This is a genomic window from Streptomyces sp. CB00316, assembly GCF_001905595.1.
GTDB lineage: Bacteria > Actinomycetota > Actinomycetes > Streptomycetales > Streptomycetaceae > Streptomyces.
Window position 1 is genome coordinate 574,948 of record NZ_LIXI01000002.1, and the last position, 21,855, is coordinate 596,802.

General features: G+C 72.0%; 22 protein-coding genes, 1 tRNA gene and 2 pseudogenes. 11 read left to right on the forward strand and 14 right to left on the reverse strand.

What is annotated here, in order from left to right; all coding sequences use genetic code 11:
* Window positions 1-68 precede the first annotated feature (68 nt).
* The 3 genes from AMK21_RS06600 to pdhA are packed head-to-tail and all read right to left on the reverse strand — an operon-like array spanning window position 69 to window position 3,654.
* Entirely contained in the window at window positions 69-1,469 is a 1,401-nt protein-coding gene (locus AMK21_RS06600) for a dihydrolipoamide acetyltransferase family protein (RefSeq protein ID WP_073875628.1), read from the reverse strand.
* The gene (locus AMK21_RS06605; RefSeq protein ID WP_073875095.1) at window positions 1,469-2,500 is read right to left on the reverse strand and encodes an alpha-ketoacid dehydrogenase subunit beta; all 1,032 of its coding nucleotides are present in this window, start codon (window positions 2,498-2,500) and stop codon (window positions 1,469-1,471) included. Before AMK21_RS06605 ends, AMK21_RS06600 begins: the two co-directional genes overlap by 1 nt.
* Entirely contained in the window at window positions 2,497-3,654 is a 1,158-nt protein-coding gene (pdhA, locus tag AMK21_RS06610; protein ID WP_073875097.1) for a pyruvate dehydrogenase (acetyl-transferring) E1 component subunit alpha, read from the reverse strand. The genes AMK21_RS06605 and pdhA overlap by 4 nt, the downstream gene beginning before the upstream one ends.
* 231 nt (window positions 3,655-3,885) lie before the next feature.
* Between pdhA and AMK21_RS06615 the strand changes: the two genes are divergently transcribed.
* Window positions 3,886-4,491, forward strand: coding sequence for an Lrp/AsnC family transcriptional regulator (locus tag AMK21_RS06615; RefSeq protein WP_079181088.1), 606 nt, complete (start codon window positions 3,886-3,888; stop codon window positions 4,489-4,491).
* A 15-nt stretch (window positions 4,492-4,506) separates the two neighbouring features.
* Here the strand turns inward: AMK21_RS06615 and AMK21_RS06620 are convergent, their stop codons facing one another.
* Window positions 4,507-5,103 carry a TetR/AcrR family transcriptional regulator gene (locus AMK21_RS06620; protein ID WP_073875101.1) on the reverse strand — a complete coding sequence of 199 codons (597 nt, stop codon included), beginning with the start codon at window positions 5,101-5,103 and terminating at the stop codon, window positions 4,507-4,509.
* A 155-nt stretch (window positions 5,104-5,258) separates the two neighbouring features.
* On the opposite strand from AMK21_RS06620, the gene paaN reads away from it, so the two are divergent.
* Window positions 5,259-6,959: a phenylacetic acid degradation protein PaaN gene (gene paaN / locus AMK21_RS06625; protein ID WP_073875103.1), complete on the forward strand. Its 1,701-nt coding sequence runs from the start codon at window positions 5,259-5,261 to the stop codon at window positions 6,957-6,959.
* Here paaN and AMK21_RS06630 read toward each other — a convergent pair whose 3' ends face one another.
* The 4 genes from AMK21_RS06630 to AMK21_RS06640 form a co-directional block, all read right to left on the reverse strand.
* A complete protein-coding gene (locus AMK21_RS06630) occupies window positions 6,960-7,667 on the reverse strand; it encodes a TrmH family RNA methyltransferase (protein ID WP_073875105.1) in 708 nt (235 codons plus the stop codon).
* 81 nt (window positions 7,668-7,748) lie between these two features.
* Window positions 7,749-7,871: a hypothetical protein gene (locus AMK21_RS36600; protein ID WP_267893899.1), complete on the reverse strand. Its 123-nt coding sequence runs from the start codon at window positions 7,869-7,871 to the stop codon at window positions 7,749-7,751.
* Window positions 7,868-9,277: an HTTM domain-containing protein gene (locus AMK21_RS06635; protein ID WP_073875106.1), complete on the reverse strand. Its 1,410-nt coding sequence runs from the start codon at window positions 9,275-9,277 to the stop codon at window positions 7,868-7,870. Before AMK21_RS06635 ends, AMK21_RS36600 begins: the two co-directional genes overlap by 4 nt.
* Window positions 9,274-10,092: a DUF5819 family protein gene (locus AMK21_RS06640; RefSeq protein ID WP_079181108.1), complete on the reverse strand. Its 819-nt coding sequence runs from the start codon at window positions 10,090-10,092 to the stop codon at window positions 9,274-9,276. The genes AMK21_RS06635 and AMK21_RS06640 overlap by 4 nt, the downstream gene beginning before the upstream one ends.
* A 115-nt stretch (window positions 10,093-10,207) precedes the next feature.
* On the opposite strand from AMK21_RS06640, the gene paaA reads away from it, so the two are divergent.
* From paaA to AMK21_RS06670, 6 genes are all read left to right on the forward strand, one after another.
* Window positions 10,208-11,266, forward strand: coding sequence for a 1,2-phenylacetyl-CoA epoxidase subunit PaaA (gene paaA, locus AMK21_RS06645; protein ID WP_073875107.1), 1,059 nt, complete (start codon window positions 10,208-10,210; stop codon window positions 11,264-11,266).
* Complete coding sequence (paaB, locus tag AMK21_RS06650; RefSeq protein WP_015609784.1) at window positions 11,263-11,553, forward strand: 1,2-phenylacetyl-CoA epoxidase subunit PaaB; 291 nt, start codon at window positions 11,263-11,265, stop codon at window positions 11,551-11,553. The genes paaA and paaB overlap by 4 nt, the downstream gene beginning before the upstream one ends.
* The gene (gene paaC / locus AMK21_RS06655; RefSeq protein WP_073875109.1) at window positions 11,550-12,266 is read left to right on the forward strand and encodes a 1,2-phenylacetyl-CoA epoxidase subunit PaaC; all 717 of its coding nucleotides are present in this window, start codon (window positions 11,550-11,552) and stop codon (window positions 12,264-12,266) included. Before paaB ends, paaC begins: the two co-directional genes overlap by 4 nt.
* Window positions 12,260-12,757: a 1,2-phenylacetyl-CoA epoxidase subunit PaaD gene (gene paaD, locus AMK21_RS06660; protein ID WP_018513915.1), complete on the forward strand. Its 498-nt coding sequence runs from the start codon at window positions 12,260-12,262 to the stop codon at window positions 12,755-12,757. Before paaC ends, paaD begins: the two co-directional genes overlap by 7 nt.
* The gene (locus AMK21_RS06665) at window positions 12,758-13,816 is read left to right on the forward strand and encodes a 2Fe-2S iron-sulfur cluster-binding protein (protein WP_073875110.1); all 1,059 of its coding nucleotides are present in this window, start codon (window positions 12,758-12,760) and stop codon (window positions 13,814-13,816) included. It begins immediately after the preceding gene.
* Window positions 13,817-13,927: 111 nt separating this feature from the next.
* A complete protein-coding gene (locus AMK21_RS06670) occupies window positions 13,928-15,076 on the forward strand; it encodes an acyl-CoA dehydrogenase family protein (protein WP_073875112.1) in 1,149 nt (382 codons plus the stop codon).
* 26 nt (window positions 15,077-15,102) lie between these two features.
* Here AMK21_RS06670 and AMK21_RS06675 read toward each other — a convergent pair whose 3' ends face one another.
* The 4 genes and pseudogenes from AMK21_RS06675 to AMK21_RS06690 all read right to left on the reverse strand — a co-directional run.
* Window positions 15,103-15,447 (reverse strand): rhodanese-like domain-containing protein, encoded by a 345-nt coding sequence (locus tag AMK21_RS06675; RefSeq protein WP_073875114.1) that lies wholly within the window; start codon window positions 15,445-15,447, stop codon window positions 15,103-15,105.
* A gap of 71 nt (window positions 15,448-15,518) precedes the next feature.
* Window positions 15,519-16,550 (reverse strand): J domain-containing protein, encoded by a 1,032-nt coding sequence (locus tag AMK21_RS06680; protein ID WP_073875116.1) that lies wholly within the window; start codon window positions 16,548-16,550, stop codon window positions 15,519-15,521.
* Between the two features lie 102 nt (window positions 16,551-16,652).
* On the reverse strand, window positions 16,653-18,119 hold the full coding sequence (locus tag AMK21_RS06685) for a DUF2252 domain-containing protein (RefSeq protein ID WP_234421846.1): 1,467 nt from the start codon (window positions 18,117-18,119) through the stop codon (window positions 16,653-16,655).
* Between the two features lie 70 nt (window positions 18,120-18,189).
* Window positions 18,190-18,372, reverse strand: a pseudogene (locus AMK21_RS06690) (winged helix-turn-helix transcriptional regulator); the annotation flags it as partial.
* A gap of 85 nt (window positions 18,373-18,457) precedes the next feature.
* Between AMK21_RS06690 and AMK21_RS06695 the strand changes: the two are divergent.
* Window positions 18,458-18,727: pseudogene (locus AMK21_RS06695) on the forward strand (FMN-dependent NADH-azoreductase); the annotation flags it as partial.
* Window positions 18,728-18,865: 138 nt separating this feature from the next.
* Here the strand turns inward: AMK21_RS06695 and AMK21_RS06700 are convergent.
* Together AMK21_RS06700 and AMK21_RS06705 are read right to left on the reverse strand one after the other, a co-directional pair.
* Window positions 18,866-19,702, reverse strand: a complete 837-nt coding sequence (locus tag AMK21_RS06700; protein WP_073875118.1) for a ScbR family autoregulator-binding transcription factor — start codon at window positions 19,700-19,702, stop codon at window positions 18,866-18,868.
* A 310-nt stretch (window positions 19,703-20,012) separates the two neighbouring features.
* Window positions 20,013-20,095: transfer RNA gene (locus AMK21_RS06705), tRNA-Leu, on the reverse strand.
* A 318-nt stretch (window positions 20,096-20,413) separates the two neighbouring features.
* Between AMK21_RS06705 and AMK21_RS06710 the strand changes: the two genes are divergently transcribed.
* Window positions 20,414-21,271: an FhaA domain-containing protein gene (locus AMK21_RS06710; RefSeq protein ID WP_073875120.1), complete on the forward strand. Its 858-nt coding sequence runs from the start codon at window positions 20,414-20,416 to the stop codon at window positions 21,269-21,271.
* Window positions 21,272-21,281: 10 nt separating this feature from the next.
* Window positions 21,282-21,800, forward strand: a complete 519-nt coding sequence (locus tag AMK21_RS06715; RefSeq protein WP_073875122.1) for an FHA domain-containing protein FhaB/FipA — start codon at window positions 21,282-21,284, stop codon at window positions 21,798-21,800.
* Window positions 21,801-21,855 lie beyond the last annotated feature (55 nt).

The following is a 21,855-nucleotide window of genomic DNA, read 5'->3' on the forward strand; positions in this document are numbered from 1 at the left end:
GGCGCCGACGCCCCCTCCGGGGTGGCCGGCAGGCCGGGCCGGAGAGGGCGTGCGCGTAGGGAGAGGCCCTACAGGGTGCGCAGGAGCACCGCGGGCTGTTCCACGCAGTCGGCGACGTACCGGAGGAATCCCCCGGCCGTTCCGCCGTCGCACACCCGGTGGTCGAAGGTGAGCGAGAGCTGGACGACCTGACGTACGGCCAGCTCGCCGTTGAGCACCCAGGGCTTGGGCATGATCCGGCCGACGCCGAGCATCGCCGCTTCGGGGTGGTTGATGATCGGCGTCGAGCCGTCGACCCCGAACACCCCGTAGTTGTTCAGCGTGAAGGTGCCGCCGGTCAGCTGGGCGGGGCTGAGCTTCCCGGTCCGCGCCAGCTCGGTCAGCCGGGCGATCTCGGCCCCGATCGACTCGGCGTTGCGGGTGTGCGCGTCCCGGACGACCGGGACGACGAGGCCCCGCTCGGTCTGCGCCGCGAACCCGAGGTGCACGCCGGGCAGGCGCACGATCTCCCGCGCGGCCGTGTCCACGGTGGAGTTGAGCTCCGGGTACCGGGCCAGCGCCGCCGTGCAGATCCTCGCCAGCAGGGCCAGGACCGACACCTTGGACCCGCCGGACGGGCCCGACGCGGCGTTCATCGCGGCCCTGGCGGCCATCAGCCCGGTGGCGTCCGCGTCCACCCAGCAAGTGGCGTCCGGGATCTCGCTCCGACTGCGCGACAGCTTGTCCGCGACCGCTCCGCGCACCCCGCGCAGCGGAATCCGCTCGGCGGTCGCGGACGCGGCCGCGCCCACCTGGACCGTGGGCGCCTCCGCCACGACGGGCTCGGCAGCCGTACGCGTCGCCGCCTCCGTGACGTGTCCCGCCTGCCGGATCGCGGAATCCACATCGGCCCGCAGGATCAGCCCGTCGGGCCCCGATCCCGACAACTGCCGCAGGTCGATCTCGTGCTGCCGGGCCAGCCGGCGTACGAGCGGAGAGACCACGGCCACGGGCCCCTGCCGGCCCTTCACCTCACCGAACGCGACCGGTACCGCGAGGCGGCTGGGTGCGGAAACCACAGCGGGAGCCGCGGGGGCGGTGCTCCGCTCCGGCCGGATGCGCCGGCGCCGGGCGGCCGGCGCGCCGGTCCCGTACCCGACGAGGACGTTCCCCGAGCCGGACCCGCCGGAAGGCTCATCGGCGGCAGCCCCGTCATCCCCCGGGGAAGCCGAAGAGGCGTCCGTCGCGCCGACCGCGACGGTCAGCAGCGGTGCCCCGACCGGGAGTTCGGAGCCCTCCTCGCCGAACCGCGCGGTCACCACACCCCCATAGGGGCAGGGGACCTCCACCATCGCCTTGGCCGTCTCGACCTCGACGACGGGCTGGTCGATGGCGACGACATCGCCGACCTCCACCAGCCAGCGCACGATCTCCGCCTCGGTCAGACCCTCGCCGAGGTCCGGCAGCTTGAATTCGAGGACCTGGGCCATCAGCTGTCCGCCTCCCACTGCAACCGGGCCACCGCGTCGAGGACCCGGTCCACTCCCGGCAGATGGTGCCGCTCCAGCATGGGCGGCGGATAAGGGATGTCGAAGCCGGCCACCCGCAGCACCGGAGCCTCCAGGTGATGGAAGCACCGCTCGGTGATCCGGGCCGCGATCTCGCCGCCCGGCCCCCCGAAACCGGGGGACTCGTGGACGACGACCGCACGGCCGGTGCGCCGCACCGAGGCCGCGACCGTCTCGTCGTCGAACGGCACCAGCGAGCGCAGGTCCACGACTTCGAGGTCCCAGCCCTCCGCGACGGCCGCCTCGGCGGCCTCCATACAGACCGGCAGGGACGGCCCGTACGTGATCAGCGTGGCGCTGCGCCCGGTCCGCCGGACCACCGCCTTGCCGATCGGCTCGACGGCGGCCGGGGCCTCCGGCGACCAGTCGGCCTTGGACCAGTAGAGCCGCTTGGGCTCCAGGAAGACCACCGGGTCGTCCGAGGCGATGGAGGCCCGCAGCAGGCCGTACGCGTCGTCCACCGTGGCAGGTGTGACGACGTGGAGGCCGGGGGTGGCCATGTAGTAGGCCTCGGAGGAGTCGCTGTGGTGCTCGACCCCGCCGATGCCGCCGCCGTAGGGCACCCGCACGGTGATGGGGAGCGGCATGGCTCCGCCGGTGCGGTTGCGCATCTTGGCGACATGGCTCATCAGCTGCTCGAACGCCGGGTAGGCGAACGCGTCGAACTGCATCTCCACCACGGGCCGCAGCCCGTACATCGCCATGCCGACCGCCGCCCCGAGGATGCCCGCCTCGGCCAGCGGGGTGTCGGTGCACCGGTCGTCGCCGAACTCCTTGGCCAGCCCGTCGGTGATCCGGAAGACCCCGCCCAGGGTGCCGACGTCCTCGCCGAGCACGTGCACGGTCGGGTCCTCGGCCATCGAGTCGCGCAACGCACGCCCGAGGGCCTGTGCCATGGTGGCCGGCTTCGCCTTGGCCGTACGTCCGCCGGCTTTCGTCGCCGCGGTGGTCATCGGCTTTCCTCCGCGCTGTGCTCGTGGTCCTGCTCGGCGTCCAGCTCGGCCCGCAGGGCGGCCGCCTGCTCGCGGAGCTGGCTGGTCTGCTCGGCGTAGACATGGGTGAAGAGGTCCATCGGCGCCAGCTCCGGGTCGGCGTTCATCCGGTCGCGCAGTGTGGCGGCCATGCGCTCGGCCGCTTCCTTCGCCCGCTCGATGCCCTCGTCGTCCAGCAGCCCGCGGCCGGTCAGCTCGCGCTCCAGGAGCTGCACCGGGTCGTGCGCCCGCCAGGCCTCGACCTCGCTGTCGACCCGGTAGCGGGTGGCGTCGTCGGCGTTGGTGTGGGCTTCCATGCGGTAGGTGACGGCCTCGATCAGCGTCGGCCCTCCGCCCCGGCGGGCACGGGCCACGGCCTCACTGAGCACCTGGTGCACGGCGGCCGCGTCGTTGCCGTCGACCAGGCGGCCCGGCATCCCGTACCCCACGGCCTTGTGCGCGAGGGAGGGGGCGGCGGTCTGCTTGGCGAGCGGCACGGAGATGGCGAAGCCGTTGTTCTGCACGAGGAAGACCACCGGGGCCTTCCATACGGCCGCGAAGTTCAGCGCCTCGTGGAAGTCGCCCTCGCTGGTGCCGCCGTCGCCGACCATGGCCAGCGCGACGACGTCGTCGCCCTTGAGGCGGGCCGCGTGCGCCAGACCCACCGCGTGCGGCAGCTGCGTGGCGAGCGGGGTGCAGAGCGGGGCGATGCGGTGCTCACGCGGGTCGTAGCCGGTGTGCCGGTCGCCGCGCAGCAGGGTCAGCGCCTCGACCGGGTCGAGCCCGCGCGCCACGGCCGCCAGCGTGTCCCGGTAGCTGGGGAAGAGCCAGTCCCGCTCCTCCAGCACCAGGGCTGCGGCGATCTCGCACGCCTCCTGGCCGGTGCTGGAGGGGTAGACCGCCAGCCGGCCCTGCTTGGTCAGCGCGGTGGCCTGCGTGTTGTACCGGCGGCCGCGGACCAGCTCGGCGTGGAGGCGGAGCAGCAGCTCGGGATCGACGTCGGCGACCGCGTCCGTACCGAGCACCCGGTAGGGCTCCGGGTCCGGGAGCAGCGGGGCGGGGTCGGTGATCGGCTTCCAGGCCGGGGGCGGCGTGGGCCGGTAGGTGGCCGCACCGGGCAGCTCTTGGACCGTCATGGAAAGCACCTCCAGGCATCGATGGAGATCGAGGGTGTCGATATGTGTGGTGATGGCAAGAGATGTCGCGAGGATGTCGCGGAGCGTGCGAGGCACCGGTGTGGCGTGCCTCACCTACCGATTGTTCGGTCGCGAGCGCATTTTGGCTACAGGCACCTTCAGCCTGTGGACAAACGGTTCTCCACAGCCTGGGATAGAGGCAGGTCGTCCACAGCAGGGAGGCGCGGGCAGATGGCAGCTGAACAAATGGCCGACAGAGGCGAGGACCCCGGCCGGACCGTGCCCCCGGCGACGCCCTCGACGTCCCCGGCCGCCACGCCCTCGGCGCCGCCCCCGTCCGCGGGCCCGGTGTCCCCCACACCCCCGCCCGCGCGCCCCCTGGACGCCATCGACCGCGACATCCTGCGCATCCTCCAGACGGACGGCCGCGCCTCCATACGTTCGGTGGCCGAGCGGGTCCATGTCTCGCGCGCCAACGCCTACGCGCGGATCAACCGGCTGGTCGAGGACGGCGTGATCCGCGGTTTCGGTGCGCGGGTCGACCACGAGCGGGCCGGGCAGGGCGCATCTGCGTACATCACGCTCAAGATCGTGCAGAACTCCTGGCGCACCGTGCGCGAGCAGCTCCAGGCGCTGCCCGGCGCTACGCACATCGCGCTGGTCAGCGGCGACTTCGACGTCCTGCTGCTGGTGCACACGCCGGACAACCGGGCGCTGCGCGAGCTGGTCCTCACCCGGGTCCAGTCCATCCCCGAAGTGCTGTCGACGCGCACGCTGCTGGTGTTCGAGGAGACGGACCTCGGCCCCCGACCGGACCGCCCGGCCGAGCTGGCCTGACCACGCCGGACCGGTTCAGCGGCCGGTCGCCCGCATCCCCTCGAAGGCGAGCTGGACGACCGTGTCGGCGAGCTGTTCCTCGCCCGGGAAGCCCCCCGGCTGCGGCCGGTACCACTCGACCAGCGAGTTCACCATGCCGAAGAGCAGCCGGGTGGCCAGCCGTATGTCCACATCGGCCCGGAGATCCCCGTCGGCCACCGCCGCCTTGAGCAGCTCCGCCACCCGCTGGTCGAACTCGCGCCGCCGCTCCAGCGCCCAGCGCTCGGTCTTCGTGTTGCCGCGCACCCGCAGCAGCAGCGTGACGTAGGGGACCTCCGCCATCAGCACCTCGACGGTCCGGCGCGTGACGTATTCGACGCGCTCGATCGCGCGCCCGCGCACCGCCCCCGGTTCGTCGAGGATGGCGAAGAGCCCGTCGAGCGCCCGGCTCACGGCCCGACGCAGCAGCTCCTCCTTGCCCGCCACATGGTGGTAGATGGAGGACTTGGAGATGCCCGCCGCCCTGGAGAGATGCTCCATGGAGGTGCCGTCGTAACCGCGCTCGTTGAAGACACGAACAGCGACGGTGAGCAGCGTCTCCGGGGTGTACGTGTCCCGCTTGGCCGTGGTCATGTCCGCGATCCTCCCCCATGAGGGATCGTCCCCGTGCAGGCGGGGACCACTGAATTGTCCACAGGTTCCCTGCGGCCCCTTGTCCCGACCGATCGTTCGGTTACTCTAACTCCGTCCGTACGTCCCCGCCCGGCTCGATGAGGAGTTGGTCCGCCATGGCCGCCGCGCTCACCCCCCAGCAGCTGTCCGAGACCCACCGGCCCACGCTCGACCAGGCCCTCGACACGATCGGTACGCGCGCGTACTGGTCGCCGCACCCCGATCACCCGAAGGCGTACGGCGAGGGCGGCGCCCCGGGCAGTCTCGGGGCGGCCGAGGGCAAGGCCGCGTTCGACGCGGTGCTGAACACCCGGTTCGACCTGGACCAGCCGGGCACCGACGGCTGGACAGGCGGGGAGACCTCGCCGTACGGCCCGGAGCTCGGCGTCGAGTATCCGCACGCCGATCTGGACGTCCTGCTCCCGGCGATGAAGACCGGCACGGCCGAGTGGCGCGCGGCAGGCCCCGAGACCCGGGCCCTGGTCTGTCTGGAGATCCTGGCGCGGATCAGCGCCCGCACCCACGAGCTGGCCCACGCCGTGATGCACACGAGCGGCCAGGCCTTCATGATGGCGTTCCAGGCGGGCGGCCCGCACGCGCAGGACCGCGGTCTGGAAGCCGTCGCGTACGCCTATCAGGAGCAGATCCGCACGCCTCGGACCGCGGACTGGTCCAAGCCGCAGGGCAAGCGCGATCCGCTCAGGCTGAGCAAGTCGTTCACCACGACCGGCCGCGGGATCTCCCTGGTCATCGGCTGCAACACCTTCCCCACGTGGAACGGCTACCCGGGCCTGTTCGCCTCGCTCGCCACCGGCAACCCCGTGCTGGTGAAGCCGCACCCCAGGGCCGTGCTGCCGCTCGCGCTCACCGTCAAGATCGCCCGTGAGGTGCTCACCGAGGCGGGCTTCGACCCTGACCTGGTCGCGCTCGCCGCCGAGCGGCCGGGTGAGGGCATCGCCAAGACCCTCGCGGTCCGCCCCGAGATCCGCATCATCGACTACACCGGCTCCACCGCCTTCGGCGACTGGCTGGAGGCCAACGCCCGTCAGGCGCAGGTCTACACGGAGAAGGCCGGCGTCAACACGATCGTCATCGACTCCACCGACGACTACCGGGGCATGCTCGCCAACCTGGCGTTCTCGCTCTCGCTCTACAGCGGCCAGATGTGCACCACCCCGCAGAACCTGCTGATCCCGAGGGACGGCATCACCACGGACGACGGCGCCAAGTCGTACGACGAGGTGGTCACCGACATCGCGGCGGCCGTCACCAAGCTCCTCGGCGACGACGCCCGCGCGGCGGCCCTGCTCGGCGCCCTGGTCAACCCGGACGTCAAGGCCCGGGTGGAGGCCGCCGGTGAGCTGGGCGAGGTGGCCCTGGACTCGCGTACGGTCGCCAACGCCGAATTCCCCGACGCCGTTGTCCGTACGCCGGTCGTCGTCAAGCTGGACGGCACGAAGACCGACGAGGACGCGGCGTACCTCTCGGAGTGCTTCGGCCCGGTCTCCTTCGCCGTGGCGGTCGAGTCGACGCCCGCCGCGCTGGAGCTGCTGCGCCGCACGATCCGCGAGAAGGGCGCCATGACGGTCGGCGCCTACACCACCTCCGCCGAGGTGGAGCGGGCTGTCGAGGACGTCTGCCTGGACGAGTCGGCCCAGCTCTCGCTGAACCTGACCGGCGGGGTCTACGTCAACCAGACGGCCGCCTTCTCCGACTTCCACGGCTCGGGCGGCAACCCGGCGGCCAACGCGGCCCTGTGCGACGCGGCCTTCGTCGCCAACCGCTTCCGGGTGGTCGAGGTGCGCCGCCAGGCGTAGCTAGCGGGCGTCCCGGGGGTCGGGGACATCGGCGTAGCGCTGCACCCACGCGTGCATCGCGATCGCCGCCGCTGCCCCGGCGTTGATGGACCGGGTCGAGCCGAACTGGGCGATCGAGCACACCATCGAGGCGTGCTTGCGCGCCTCCTCGGTCAGGCCCGGCCCCTCCTGCCCGAACAGCAGCACACACCGGCGCGGCAGTTCGGTGCGCTCCAGCGGTACGGCGCCGGGGAGGTTGTCGATCCCGATGATCGGCAGCCCCTCTGCCGCCGCCCACGCGGTCAGGTCCGCCGTGTCCGGGTGGTGGCGCACATGCTGGTAGCGGTCGGTGACCATGGCCCCGCGCCGGTTCCAGCGCCGTCGGCCCACGATGTGGATCTCCTTCGCCAGGAAGGCGTTGGCGGTCCGCACGACCGAGCCGATGTTGAAGTCGTGGCCCCAGTTCTCCACGGCCACATGGAAGTCGTGCCGCCGCAGGTCGAGATCGGCGACGATCGCCTCCCGCGTCCAGTAGCGATAGCCGTCGCCGACGTTGCGCCGGTCGCCGTGGGCCAGCAGCTCGGGGTCGTACCGCTCACCCTCCGGCCAGGGCAGCGGGTGCGGCCCGACGCCGATCTCCTGGCCGTAGCCGTCGTCGTACTGGACGGGCTCCGCCGGGACGGGGTCCACGGGCGCGGGCTCTGGGGTAATGCCGGTCTCGCTGCTCACCCGACGAGCGTATGGCCCCCGCCGGTGCCATGCGGCGGGGCCTCCCCCGTACCGCCGTGGCCATCGCCCGTACCGCTGCGGTCAGGGCAGCGGGTGCGGCCCGACGCCGATCTCCTGGCCGTAGCCGTCGTCGTACTGGACGGGCTCCGCCGGGACGGGGTCCACGGGCGCGGGCTCTGGGGTAATGCCGGTCTCGCTGCTCACCCGACGAGCGTATGGCCCCCGCCGGTGCCATGCGGCGGGGCCTCCCCCGTACCGCCGTGGCCATCGCCCGTACCGCTGCGGTCTTCGCCGCCCGGGCGGCCCGCCTCGGGTGCCGTCCGTGCACCGGGGAGCTCCGTCTCCCTCTCCCGCCGTCGGGACCGGGAGGGCAGGGGCAGCCGCGTGAGCAGCCGCTGCCGGCCCAACGCGGCCCGGCCGCCCAGCCAGACGAGGAAGACCGTCGGCAGGAACACCGCGTCCGCCGCGATCATCGCCATCGAGAAGAACGGCAGCCCGAGCAGCAGGGCGATCCCCGCGTGCTCGCCGATCATGATGACCAGCAGGACGTTCTTGAGTCGTCGGTTGAACAGGGTGAAAGGGAACGCGACCTGGACGATGACCGTCGCGTACGTCAGCACCATCACCATCAGCCCGCTGGAGGCGAGCACGTCCGAGAGGGCGGGCCACGGGGCGAAGTAGTCGAGCTTGAGCGGGTAGTAGAGCGCGGTGCCGTCCTGCCAGCGCGAACCCTGGATCTTGTACCAGCCGGCGGTCGCGTAGATCAGGCAGACCTCGATCATGATCACGACGAGCGTGGCGTTGTGGGCGAGGTTGGCCAGCACGTCGAGCAGGGCGCGCGGCTGCCCGCCGGGCGCGAAGCGGTTCGCGGCCCACCAGGCGGCGGCGGAGAGCCAGAGGATCCACAGCAGCACCGGGAGCCACCAGGTCCCGCCGAGGCCGCCCATCAGGGTGGCTCCCAGCAGGACCGGGCCGAGGACCGCCCAGAGCACCGGACCCACGGCGTCCCGCCGGGGCGGCAGGCCCAGCGCGCCGCGCTCCGCGTCGCGGGCCGTACGGCGGGCGTCCAGCGACCAGACCTGGGCGCATCGCGTCAGCACGAGGTAGATCGCCATCAGATGGATGACGTTGTCGCCGCCGTCGCCCATGAAGACGCTGCGGTTCTGTACGGAGAGCACGCCGACCATGAAGAGGACCGACATGGTCCGGGTGCGCCACCCCAGGAGCAGACCGGCGGCGGACAGCACGGTGAGCGCGTACACCACCTCGAACCAGAGGACGCTGTCCGACCAGAGGAGGACGGAGAAGGCGTCGTTCCCGGCCGTGAGCTGCCGGGCCAGGTCCCAGTGCCACGGGCTGTCGGGGCCGTACAGCTCATGGCGGTGCGGCAGCTCGCGCACCAGGAAGAACAGGTAGGTGGCGGCGAAGCCGATCCGGATGACGGCGCTCTGGTACGGGCCGAGGGCCGATGCGGTGACGCGTTGGATGGCGCGGGCCAGAACGGTCCCGGCGGCGGCGATCCGGTCCGGGGCCCCGGGGGCCGGAGAGCCGGGGCCCGGAGCGGGGGCGGACCGGCCGGACGGGGGTGCGGTGGGCGGGGTGGTGGTCACTTGTCCCCCTCCTCGGCGCGTGCCGCGTCACGCGGTGCGGGCAGGTCGTCGGGGGTCACGGACCACCAGGGGAGTACACGGTAGCCGGGGCGGGTGTCGGCCTTGTCGGTGGACCACGAGGGCGGGGGGATCAGGCTGCTGGCCGACCTCATCTGGATCCGCTCGACCGTGCCGCCCAGGTCGACCCCGCTCAGCCGCAGCATCGCGATGCGCCGGATGTAGCGCTCGGAGAGGTCGCCGCGCAGCCCGTTGGGCTTGTTCCGGTCGTCGTGCGAGTTCACGTAGAAGTCCCAGCCCCGGCGGAGCTCGTTCTGGTTCACATGGCTGGGGAGGAGGTTGCCGCGTATCGCGTCGGCGTCCGCGTCGGTGAGGCTGATCCAGTCGGTGGTGCGGCGCCCGTCGGCCCCGGCCACCTCGGCCCGGACGTGGACGGCGATGTTCTGCTGGAGCGGGTTGGGGGCGAAGAGCTTCCAGTTCTGTTCGAACTCGGGGTAGATCCAGTCGTCGATCGTCTTGCCGTGCTGCTTGGTCAGCGTGTTGGACGGGGCGACATGCAGGAAGACCATCGCCACCTGTGCGCAGGCCAGAAGCCCGATGAGGGAGAGGGCCAGGGCGGCGACGACCTGGTAGCCGAAGGAGAGGCCGGCTATGCCGACGCCGGCCCCGGGGGGATCCGGGACGGCCTCCGGAGCCTCCGCTTCGGGTCCCGGAGCGTCCGGTTCGGGGTGCGCGCGGCTCACGGCCTGCGGCCGGACGTCCTCGTGCACGCTGCCGGAATCCCCGTGCCCGGGGCTCCCGTCGTGGTCCGCATCCATCCCGCCCCGCTCACGATCGATCACCACTGGGTTATCCACAGGGTTGACACCCTACGGGCCTCCGACCGACCATTGAAGTCAATGAACCGAACGATCGGTCGGTAGGGAGCCCGGGATGGCGGCAGTGACTGCGGACCAGAAGACGCAGAGCACCTCAGGCACGGCAGAAGCGGCAGGGCGGACCGCGGGCACGGCACCGGACGTTGCGGACGCGGCACGCCTCGCGGTCTTCGACGCGGCCGTGGCGGCCGACGACCGCATCGAGCCGCGCGACTGGATGCCCGAGGCGTATCGCGCCACTCTGGTCCGCCAGATGGCCCAGCACGCCCACTCGGAAATCATCGGCATGCAGCCCGAGGCCAACTGGATCACCCGCGCGCCCTCGCTGCGCCGCAAGGCGATCCTGATGGCCAAGGTCCAGGACGAGGCCGGCCACGGCCTGTATCTCTACAGCGCGGCCGAGACGCTGGGCACCAGCCGCGAGGAGCTGCTCGACAAGCTCCACGCCGGCCGCCAGCGCTATTCGTCGATCTTCAACTACCCCACCCTGACCTGGGCCGACGTCGGCGCGATCGGCTGGCTGGTGGACGGTGCGGCCATCACCAACCAGGTGCCGCTCTGCCGCTGTTCCTACGGCCCCTACGCCCGCGCGATGGTCCGCATCTGCAAGGAGGAGTCCTTCCACCAGCGCCAGGGGTACGAGCTGCTGCTCGCCCTCAGCCGCGGCACCGAGGCCCAGCACGCGATGGCCCAGGACGCGGTGGACCGCTGGTGGTGGCCCTCCCTGATGATGTTCGGCCCGCCCGACGACGCGTCGGCCCACTCCGAGCAGTCGATGGCCTGGAAGATCAAGCGGCACTCCAACGACGAGCTGCGCCAGCGCTTCGTGGACATCTGCGTGCCGCAGGCCGAGGCGCTGGGCCTGACCCTGCCGGACCCCGACATCCGGTGGAACGAGGAGCGCGGCCAGCACGACTTCGGCGCGATCGACTGGACGGAGTTCCAGGAGGTCCTCAAGGGCAACGGCCCGTGCAACGAGCAGCGGATCACCCAGCGGCGCAGGGCCCACGAAGAGGGCGCCTGGGTCCGGGACGCGGCAGCCGCGTACGCCGCCAAGCACACCCCCTCAGTACCGGACGCACAGCAGGCGCAGCACGTGGAGGAGACGGCATGAGCAGCTCGACCGACTGGCCGCTGTGGGAGGTGTTCGTGCGCTCGCGGCGCGGGCTCTCCCACACCCACGCGGGCAGCCTCCACGCGCCCGACGCCGAGATGGCCCTGCGCAACGCGCGCGACCTCTACACGCGGCGCTCCGAAGGCGTCTCCATCTGGGTGGTCCCCTCCACCCAGATCACCGCCTCCTCGCCCGACGAGAAGGACTCGTTCTTCGAGCCGGCCGGGGACAAGCCCTACCGCCACCCGACCTTCTACGAGATCCCGGACGGGGTGAAGCACCTGTGAGCGCGGCCCTCGCCCTCGGCGACGACGCGCTGGTGCTCTCGCACCGGCTGGGGGAGTGGGCGGGCCACGCCCCCGTCCTGGAGGAGGAGGTGGCGCTCGCCAACATCGCCCTGGACCTGCTGGGGCAGGCGCGGGTGCTGCTCTCCCTCGTCGGTGACGAGGACGAGCTGGCCTACCTCCGCGAGGAGCGGGCCTTCCGCAACCTCCAGCTGGTCGAGCAGCCCAACGGGGACTTCGCCCACACCATCGCCCGGCAGCTGTACTTCTCGGTCTACCAGCACCTGCTGTACGAGCGGCTGGCGGCCGGGGGCGGCGAGCTCGCGGACCTCGCGGCGAAGGCCGTCAAGGAGGTCGCCTACCACCGCGACCACGCCGAGCAGTGGACCCTGCGGCTCGGCGACGGCACCGCCGAGAGCCATGAGCGGATGCAGGCCGGCCTGGAGGCGCTCTGGCGCTTCACCGGCGAGATGTTCCAGCCCGTCGAAGGACTGGACGCCACCGGCTCCGGCGTCGATCCGCAGGAGCTGGAGGACGCATGGCTCTCCGCGGTCACCGGCACCGTGGAGCGGGCCACGCTGACGCTGCCGACCGGGCCGCGGACCGGCGCCTGGACGGCGGGCGCGGGGCGGCAGGGCGTGCACACCGAGTCGTTCGGCCGGATGCTCGCCGAGATGCAGCACCTGCACCGCAGCCACCCGGGGGCGTCATGGTGACCGACACCCCGCTGGAGGCGGAGCTGCGCACCCTCGCCGGTTCCGTCCCGGACCCCGAGCTCCCGGTGCTGACCCTGGCCGAGCTCGGCGTCCTGCGGGGCGTGGACGTGGAGGGCCCGGGCCGGGTGACCGTACGGCTCACTCCGACGTACACCGGCTGCCCGGCGATCGAGGCCATGTCCGCCGACATCGAGCGGGTGCTGCACGAGAACGGCGTGCCCGAGGTCTCCGTGGTCACGGTGCTCGCACCGGCCTGGTCGACCGACGACATCAGCGCCGAGGGCCGCCGCAAGCTCGCCGAGTTCGGCATAGCGCCCCCGCGCGCCCACAGCGCCGACGGCGGCCCCGTGCCCCTGACGCTCTCGGTGCGCTGCCCGCACTGCGGCTCCACCGAAACGGAGCTGCTCAGCCGGTTCTCCTCCACGGCGTGCAAGGCCCTGCGCCGCTGTGTCGCCTGCCGCGAACCGTTCGACCACTTCAAGGAGTTGTAGATGTTCCATCCGCTCCGGGTCAGCGCGATCGAACGGATCACGGACGATGCGGTGGCCGTGACCTTCGCCGTGCCGGCCGAGCTCCGCGAGGTCTTCCGCCACGCCCCCGGCCAGCATCTGAACGTGCGCTACAGCGTGGACGGCAAGGAGATCCGCCGTTCGTACTCGATCTGCGCACCGGCCACCGAACAGCCCGCCGACCCGGTGGTCCGGGTCGGCATCCGCGGGGTCGAGGGCGGGGCGTTCTCCACCTACGCCCTGAAGGAGCTGTCCGTCGGGGACCAGGTGGAGGCCATGCCTCCGATGGGCCGCTTCGTGCTGGAGCCGCGTCCGGGCCTCTTCGCGGCGGTGGTCGGCGGCAGCGGAATCACGCCGGTGCTGTCGATGGCGGCCACCCTCCTGGCGCGGGAGGAGAAGGCTCGGTTCTGCCTGATCCGCAGCGACCGCACGGCGGCCTCCACGATGTTCCTGGACGAGGTGGCCGACCTCAAGGACCGCTATCCGGATCGCTTCCAGCTGATCACCGCCCTCTCCCGGGAGGAGCAGTCGGCCGGGCTTCCCTCCGGCCGCCTGGACACCGAGCGGCTCACGGCCCTGCTGCCGGCGGTGCTTCCGGTGGCGGAGGTGGACGGCTGGTTCCTGTGCGGCCCGCTCGGTCTCGTACGCGGGACGGAGAAGGCCCTGCGCGCGCTGGACGTCGACCGGACCCGGGTCCACCAGGAGATCTTCCACGTCGACGACGGCCCGTCCGATGTCACGGTCCTCAAGGTCGCCGCGCCCTCCGACGCCACGCTGACGGCCACCCTGCACGGCCGTTCCGGCAGCTGGCCCGTCCAGGACACGGAGTCACTGCTGGAAACGGTGCTGCGGAGCCGCTCGGACGCTCCGTACGCCTGCAAGGGCGGTGTGTGCGGGACCTGCCGGGCGTTCCTGGTATCGGGAGAGGTCCGGATGGAGCGGAACTTCGCGCTGGAGCCGGAGGAGACGGACGCGGGCTTCGTGCTGGCCTGCCAGTCGCATCCGCTCACCCCGGCGGTGGAGCTGGACTTCGACCGCTGACGACGGTCCCTCCCGTAGGAGACGCCCCGTTCCCGTGGAACCTGTTCCCTTCTCCTAGAACCTGTTCTATCTTGACGGCCCGCCAGGGACCGCCAACGGGAGGCCGGGACAGTGGACTTCACCTTCACCGAGGAACAGCAGGCAGCCGTGGAGGCGGCCCGAGCGGTCTTCTCCGGCGTCGCGCCCGACAGCGTGCCCAGCCCCGCCCTCACGCCGGGGGCCGTGGCCGAGGACATCGACCGCCGGCTGTGGTCCGAGCTCGCGAGCTCGGACCTGCTCGGCCTCACGCTCTCGGAGGAGTACGGCGGCGCCGGGCTCGGCCCGGTCGCGCTCTTCCTGGTCCTGCGCGAGTCGGCCAAGGTCCTGGCCAGGGTCCCGCTGCTGGAGAGCTGCGCGGTCGCCATGACCGTCGAGCGGTACGGGGAGAGCGGCCTCGCGGCCGAGCTGCTGCCCCGGGCCGCCAGAGGCGAGCTGGTCCTGACCGTCGGGGCCAACGGACGCACGGGCCACGGCCCGGCCGAACTCGCCGTCACCGCACGGCCGGAGGGCACCGGGGCCGCCCCTTCGGGCTGGGTGCTGGACGGCGTGCAGTCAGCGGTCCCCTGGGCCCAGGTGGCCGACCGGATAGCCGTCCCCGCCCACACCGGCGAGGGCCGGGCCGTCCTGGCCCTCGTGGACCCCACCCACCAGGGCGTCACCCTCGCGGACCAGGTCTCCACCAGCGGCGAACGCCTGGCGGAGGTCCGGCTCGACGGCGTGCGCCTGGAAGCACGTGACCTGATCGACACGCCCGGGGCCTGGGACCGGCTGCGGGACCTGCTCACCACGGGGACCTGCGCGCTGGCGCTCGGCCTGGGCGAGCGGGTGCTCGCGATGACCGCCGAATACACCGGAAAGCGCGAGCAGTTCGGGTTTCCCGTCGCCACGTTCCAGGCGGTCGCGGTGCAGGCCGCCGACCGGTACATCGACCTGCGGGCCATGGAGGTGACGCTCTGGCAGGCCGCCTGGCGGCTCTCCACCTGTGCCGGGGGCCCGCTGCCCGCCGCGGGCGACATCGCCGTGGCGAAGATCTGGGCCTCCGACGGGGTGCGCCGCATCGTCCAGACCGCCCAGCACCTGCACGGCGGCTTCGGCGCGGACACCGACTACCCGCTCCACCGCTTCCACGCCTGGGCGAAGCAGATCGAGCTCTCCCTCGGCCCGGCGGCGGCCCATGAGGAGGCGCTGGGCGACCTGCTGGCCGCCCACCCACTGGCCTGACGCCCCCGAAAAGATCGGGGCGGGCGTCAGAGGACGAAAGCCGAGGCCCCGTCGTCCGTCACCATCGGGCGCCCGGCCCCGTCCCAGGCGAGCATGCCGCCGTCGATGTTCACGGCGTCGATCCCCTGCTGGACCAGGTACTGCGTGACCTGGGCGGACCGGCCCCCGACCCGGCACATCACATGGACACGACGGCCGTCCCCGGCGGCCTCCGTCAGCTCACCGAACCGGCCGACGAAGTCGCTCATCGGAATGTGCAGCGCGCCCTCGACATGACCGGCCGCCCACTCGTCGTTCTCGCGGACGTCCAGGACCAGGCCGTCCGACGGCACCTGAGCGACGTCCACCGAGGGCAGCGGGGCGAGATTCATGGGTTATGCCTTCTCTCGTACGTACGCGGGCCGGGGGTCCGCCGGAGACCCCCCACAAGTCACCGGGAACGCTACTGCACCATCTCCGCGAGCTCGGCCTCACGCCGGGACACCTCGCCCAGCAGCTGCTCCCCGATGTCCTCCAGCAGCTGGTCCGGGTCGTCCGGGGCCATCCGGAGCATCGAGCCGATCGCGCCCTCCTCCAGCTCCTTGGCGAGCACCGTGAGCAACTCCTTGCGCCTGCTGAGCCACTCGAGCCGGGCGTAGAGCTCCTCGCTCTCGCTGAGCGGGGCGAGCGGCTGGGCCGGGCCCGCCGCCCACTCGGCCGCCAGCTCCTTGAGCAGCTCGACGTCACCGCGCCCGTAGGCGGCGTTCACACGGGTGATGAACTCGTCCCGGCGCTCCCGCTCCGGCTCGTCCTGGGCCAGGTCCGGGTGGGCCTTGCGGGCCAGCTCGCGGTAGAGCTTGCGGGCCTCCTCGCTCGGCCTGACCCGCTTCGGCGGCCGCACCGGCTGTTCGGTGAGCATGGCGGACGCCTCGGGGGAGAGCCCGTCGGAGTCCATCCAGTCGTGGAAGAGCTCGTCGACCCCGGGCATCGGCATGACGATGTCCCGCGCCTCCTTGGCCTTGCGCAGGTCCTCGGGGTCACCGGTCTTCGCGGCCCGTGCCTCGGCGATCTGCGCGTCCAGCTCGTCGAGGCGCGCGTACATCGGGCCGAGCTTCTGGTGGTGCAGCCGGGAGAAGTTCTCGACCTCCACCCGGAAGGTCTCCACCGCGATCTCGAACTCGATCAGCGCCTGCTCGGCGGCCTGCACGGCCTTGGCCAGCCGCGCCTCGGGACGAGGAGCGGCGTCCTGCGGGTCACCGGCCGCCCCGGCGTCCCCCGCCGGAGAGGCCGGAGAGGCCGGAGAGGCCGGAGAGGCCGGAGAGGCCGGAGAGGCCGGAGAGGCCGGAGAGGCCGGAGAGGCCGGAGAGGCCGGAGAGGCCGGAGAGGCCGGTGCGTCCTGGGCTTCCGGTGCGGGCTGCGGCTCGGCGGGCCGGTCGTCGTCCTGCCGGTCATCATCGTTCCGGGTGGGAGGCACCCCGGCGGCTTCGTGGGTCACCCGTCCAGCGTATGGCCACGGCCGCACGCCCCGTACCGCACGGTCCCCGGCCCGGGCCCGGCGGAGCTGGATGCCGGGCCGGACCAGGTCACCGCGACGCCCTCATATCCCGCGCTCGGCGGCCACCCGCCCCGCCTTGACCGCCCGCTCCAGCTCCGCGTGGTCCGCCTCCGTACGGTCGGCGTAGGCCACCGCGAAGTCGGCGATCGCCGCGTCGAGTTCGTCGCTCTTACCGCAGTAGCCGGCGAGCAGCCGGGGATCGGCGCTGTGGGAGTGCGCGCGGGCCAGCAGGGCCCCGGTCATCCGGCCGTAGTCGTCGACCTGTTCTACGGTGAGCGCGGCGGGGTCCACGCTGCCCTTGCGGTTGCGGAACTGGCGTACCTGGTACGGCCTGCCGTCCACGTCCGTCCAGCCGAGCAGGATGTCGCTGACCACCTGCATCCGCTTCTGGCCGAGCACCACCCGACGGCCCTCGTGGCCCTCCTGGGGCGCCTCGAAGCCGGCCGCCGGCAGATAGGCGGCCAGCGCCGACGGACGCGCCTCCTTCACCTGGAGGACCAACGGCTCCCCACGGTGGTCGAGGAGCAGCACCACGTACGAACGGGTCCCGACGCTGCCGGTGCCGACCACGCGGAACGCCACGTCGTGGATGGCGTACCGCGCCAGCAGGGGCACCCGGTCCTCGGAGACCGTGGAGAGATAGGCGCCGAGCCCCGCCGCGACCGCCGCGGCCTCCGCGTCGGGCACGCGGCGCAGCACCGGCAGGGCGTCGACGAAGCGCCGCCCGCCGTCGAGGCAGTCCTCCGTGGACCGGGCGGCGAACCGGGCGCTGGTGTTCCTGCGGGCCTTCTCCGAGACCTTCTCCAGGGTGCCGACCAGATCGCGGGCGTCCGTGTGCGAGACGAGCTCCTCGTCCGCGATGGCGTTCCAGGCGTCTAGGGCGGGCAGCCGAGCCAGCAGCCGCATCGTGCGCCGGTAGGCGCCCACGGTGTCGAAGGCGCCCTTGCGGCAGGTGTCCTCGTCCGCCCCGGCGGCCCGGCCGGCCAGCACGAGCGAGGTGGCGAGCCGCTTGAGGTCCCACTCCCAGGGACCGAAGACGGTCTCGTCGAAGTCGTTGAGGTCGATGACGAGGTTGCCCCGGGCATCGCCGTAGAGACCGAAGTTGGCGGCATGGGCGTCGCCGCAGAGCTGGGCGCCGACCCCGGTGACCGGGGTCCCCATCAGGTCGTGGGCCATCAGCCCGGCCGAGCCGCGCAGGAAGGCGAAGGGCGAGGCGGCCATCCGCCCCACCCGGATCGGCGCGAGCCCAGGCACCCGGCCCCGGTTGGACTCCTCGACGGCCAGCACCGCGTCGGGACGCCCCGACGGCAGGACCAGCGAACGGTGCGCGGAGCGCGGAACCCGGCCGCGGAGCGCCTTGCCCGCCGCCCTCGGTGACCCCGTCTCCCCGCGCCGGGCGAACCCGGGCACGACAGGTATACGGGGCTCCGCCCCCGGGACCCGCTGTTCCGGAGCCGCCCCTTCACCGAGGTCCGCCCCCACGCCGCTCACGCCTTCGATGACGCCCATGGAGCGTCGCCTCCCCCGTCTCGTCAACTCTCCGACCGAGCACGACCGTACCCCCGTTCCCCCACGGCCGTCAGCACCGGTCAAAGGCCCTCAGCAGCCGGTGCCCCGGCTCCGGTTCCGCGAGGTACGTGTCCGCCCACTGCCCGAGCTCCTTGAGCGCCGGCTCCATCGCGGCGCCGACCTCGGTGAGGCGGTACCCGACGCGCAGCGGCGGCCCCGCGTCGACGTCACGGATCACCAGGCCAGGCCGACCGCCCCGGTGACGCCCGTCATCCGCCGCCACCCACCCCCCTTCGCTCTCCGTGGAGATCCCCATGGCCACGCTTCTGCACCTCGACTCCGCCGTCCTCCCGCGGGGCTCCGCGGGCTCGTACGCGCCGGGCACCCCGCGCGAGGACTTCGAGTTTGTCCAGAATTACTTCGAGAAGCCGCTCACGAGCATGTTCTCCGCCCGAGGTGGACTTCATCGTTCCGGAGCTGACCCTCGCCCACTCGCAGCCCTCGATGGCCGAGCTGATCCCGCTCGCCGAGGCTTCCCGCGCCGCGCCAAGGCCTTCGACGAGGCCAGGCAGAAGGCCAAGGCCCTCACCACCCGCCTCGCCGCCTGATCCGACAGGTACCGCCACAACGAGAAGCAGGGCCGCGGAACTCGATCGAGTTCCGCGGCCCTGAGCTGTCAGCTGTCAGTCGTCAGCAACCGGACGTTTCACGTGAAACGAAGCACGGCATGGCACGGCCCCGCCCGGTCAGATCCACCCGCCCGCCGTCGCCGTCGCCCCGACCTCGGGCTCGGCCCCGGCAGGTTCGTCGGTGCCTTCCCCCTCGGGCTGGTCCCGCGTACCGCGACCCGCCCCACCGCCGCGCGGGCCGCCCCCACCGCTCCGGCCGGCCGGAGCGGCCCCACGGGCCGCCTCCGCGGCGGCGGCGATCTCCCGGGCCTCCCGCTCGGCCTGCTCCGCCTTCTCGCGCGCCTGGGCCGCGAGATCCACCCGGCCCTCAGGCTTGATGTGAGCGATGACCCCGGGGTGGGCGATCGACGGAAGAAGATGGCGCCACATCTCGGCGACCTGCTCGCGCAGATCCGCTCGCCCGGAGTCGGCTTCCGATATCAGCTGGATACCGGTGACCGAAGCCACGATGATTTTGGCCGACACCATCGGATCGACATGCGGCAGCACCTCGCCCCGCTCCTTGCCCAGCTCCAGCATCCGGGCCGTCGCGTCGATCCAGTCGCCCCAGGGGTGCGGCCCGCCGAGGAAGACACCCTCGATGGAGAGGCGGGTCCCGGCGCGCGCCATCGCGTTGTGGCGCAGGGCGTAGGCGAACTGCTGGCCGCCGTCCACCAGCGACTGGAGCGGCGATCCGTCCTGGGCGAAATCGACCGTGGAGGTCTGCTCGTCCATGATCGCCTGCGCGATGGCCTCCTTGGACGCGAAGTGGAAGTACAACGCCCCCTTGGTCACCTTGGCCCGGCGGAGGATCTCCGAAATGGCGGCGCGCTCGTAGCCGTAGTCGTCGAAGACACTCGCCGCGGCATCCACGATCGACCGCCACGTCTGCACCGCGCGAGCCTGCTTCGCCATTTCCTGCCTCCGGGACGTTCTGTGCGCTCAGCCCTTCACTGCCGAGCAGCCGTCGATCCAGCCTCTGCGGTCAGCGTATGCATGTACGCCGCCTCGCAGACCATCGGTCTGTCCGGAAACCGCTCCAGCGAGCGCCCCAGCGCTCCGGCGGGGCATACCGACCGCACGCCCTGTTTACCCCGCCGCCCCACCGCCGACACAGCCGGCCGGCGAACCGACGACGCAACAACGAAGAACCCCCGCTCCGGATCTCTCCGAAGCGGGGGTTGCATCTCATATCAACCTTGGGGTCACAAGTGACCCACAGTTGTGCGCGAGGGGGGATTTGAACCCCCACGTCCCTAAGGACACTGGCACCTGAAGCCAGCGCGTCTGCCGTTCCGCCACTCGCGCAAGAGTGGTGCTTCCAGACTCTCTCTCACCTGTGTGGTGCGAGCGCCTGGCGACATCCGGAAGATTAGCACGCTGGACAGGGTGGATTCACATCCGTTGTTTCGCCGATCCCGGTAGGGGAAACGGGAACGCGGAGCAGCCGCCCCCACTCCTCCAGAGAGCATCGCGTGTGCGGGACACTGTGCGGAGGCCACCTCTACGATCCGTGTGAGGGGTGACACTCATCCACAGGGCAGAGAAGGGGAACCAGCCGATTTCCCGACGCGTGGATACGATCAGTAAGCAGTACAGGGACGATGACACCGGAGGAGGTGCCCCATGGGGGTCATGAAGCGTTTTGAGCAGCGCCTCGAAGGGCTGGTCAACGGCACCTTCGCCAAGGTCTTCAAGTCCGAGGTGCAGCCGGTGGAGATCGCGGGAGCCCTCCAGCGGGAGTGCGACAACAACGCGACGATCTGGAACCGCGAGCGGACCGTCGTCCCCAACGACTTCATCGTCGAGCTCAGCACTCCCGACTACGAGCGGCTCAGCCCGTACGCGGGCCAGCTGGGCGACGAGCTGTCCGGCCTGGTGCGCGACTACGCCAAGCAGCAGCGCTACACCTTCATGGGGCCGATCAAGGTCCACCTGGAGAAGGCCGACGACCTCGACACCGGTCTCTACCGGGTGCGCAGCCGCACCCTGGCGTCGAGTTCGTCACAGCTGGACCAGCCCGATCACGCCCAGCGGCCTGCCCCCGGGCGGCCCGCCGCCCCGCAGGCCCCCGGTGGCTACGGGTACCCCCCGGCCGCCGCTCCGCCGATGCCCGCGGCCCCGCCGCCCGGCGGTGTGCGGCCCGCGGCCGCCACGAGCGACCGGCGCCCGCCGGCCGGGCCCGGCGCCCTGCCGGACGCCCAGGTGCGGCGCTGGATCGAGATCAACGGCACCCGCCATCAGATTTCCCGCCCGACGTTGGTGATGGGACGATCCACCGACGCCGACGTGCGGATCGACGACCCCGGCGTATCGCGCCGGCACTGTGAGATCCGGACCGGAACGCCCTCGACGATCCAGGATCTCGGGTCCACCAACGGCATCGTGGTGGACGGGCAGCACACCACCCGCGCTACGCTCCGCGACGGCTCACGGATCGTCGTGGGAAGCACCACCATCGTTTACCGGCAAGCCGAAGGGTGAAGCGGGGGCAATGTCAGAGCTGACCCTGACGGTCATGCGGCTAGGTTTCCTGGCTGTTCTGTGGCTGTTCGTGATCGTGGCCGTCCAGGTCATCCGCAGCGACCTGTTCGGAACGCGCGTCACGCAGCGCGGCTCACGCCGCACTGCCGCCGACGCGCGCCCGCAACCGGGCCGCCAACAACAACAAGCGGCGCCGCCCCAGCAGCGCCAGCAGCCCGGGCGCCAGCGCCGCGGGGCACCCACGAAGCTGGTCGTGTCCGAAGGCACCCTCACGGGCACCACGGTCGCGCTCCAGGGCCAGACCATCACTTTGGGTCGGGCCCACGATTCAACGATCGTGCTGGACGACGACTACGCGTCCAGCAGGCATGCCAGGATCTACCCGGACCGGGACGGCCAGTGGATCGTGGAGGATCTCGGGTCCACCAACGGCACGTATCTGGAACGGACCCGGCTCACCACCCCGACGCCTGTTCCGCTGGGCGCGCCGATCCGTATCGGCAAGACCGTCATCGAGCTGCGGAAGTAGTACGACAATGAGCGAGCGGAGCGAGCGAGCCGCGGCGGCCAGGACGACGGACGCT

Coding starts and splice junctions, on each gene's coding strand:
- paaA (WP_073875107.1), top strand. CDS start 10,208: ATGGCGGCAGTGACTGCGGACCAGAAGACGCAGAGCACCTCAGGCACG.
- AMK21_RS06710 (WP_073875120.1), top strand. CDS start 20,414: ATGGGGGTCATGAAGCGTTTTGAGCAGCGCCTCGAAGGGCTGGTCAAC.
- AMK21_RS06665 (WP_073875110.1), top strand. CDS start 12,758: ATGTTCCATCCGCTCCGGGTCAGCGCGATCGAACGGATCACGGACGAT.
- paaN (WP_073875103.1), top strand. CDS start 5,259: ATGGCCGCCGCGCTCACCCCCCAGCAGCTGTCCGAGACCCACCGGCCC.
- paaB (WP_015609784.1), top strand. CDS start 11,263: ATGAGCAGCTCGACCGACTGGCCGCTGTGGGAGGTGTTCGTGCGCTCG.
- AMK21_RS06675 (WP_073875114.1), bottom strand. CDS start 15,447: ATGAATCTCGCCCCGCTGCCCTCGGTGGACGTCGCTCAGGTGCCGTCG.
- AMK21_RS06685 (WP_234421846.1), bottom strand. CDS start 18,119: ATGGGCGTCATCGAAGGCGTGAGCGGCGTGGGGGCGGACCTCGGTGAA.
- AMK21_RS06600 (WP_073875628.1), bottom strand. CDS start 1,469: ATGGCCCAGGTCCTCGAATTCAAGCTGCCGGACCTCGGCGAGGGTCTG.
- AMK21_RS06700 (WP_073875118.1), bottom strand. CDS start 19,702: ATGGCGAAGCAGGCTCGCGCGGTGCAGACGTGGCGGTCGATCGTGGAT.
- AMK21_RS06640 (WP_079181108.1), bottom strand. CDS start 10,092: ATGGATGCGGACCACGACGGGAGCCCCGGGCACGGGGATTCCGGCAGC.
- AMK21_RS06715 (WP_073875122.1), top strand. CDS start 21,282: ATGTCAGAGCTGACCCTGACGGTCATGCGGCTAGGTTTCCTGGCTGTT.
- paaD (WP_018513915.1), top strand. CDS start 12,260: ATGGTGACCGACACCCCGCTGGAGGCGGAGCTGCGCACCCTCGCCGGT.
- pdhA (WP_073875097.1), bottom strand. CDS start 3,654: ATGACGGTCCAAGAGCTGCCCGGTGCGGCCACCTACCGGCCCACGCCG.
- AMK21_RS06605 (WP_073875095.1), bottom strand. CDS start 2,500: ATGACCACCGCGGCGACGAAAGCCGGCGGACGTACGGCCAAGGCGAAG.
- AMK21_RS06620 (WP_073875101.1), bottom strand. CDS start 5,103: ATGACCACGGCCAAGCGGGACACGTACACCCCGGAGACGCTGCTCACC.
- AMK21_RS06615 (WP_079181088.1), top strand. CDS start 3,886: ATGGCAGCTGAACAAATGGCCGACAGAGGCGAGGACCCCGGCCGGACC.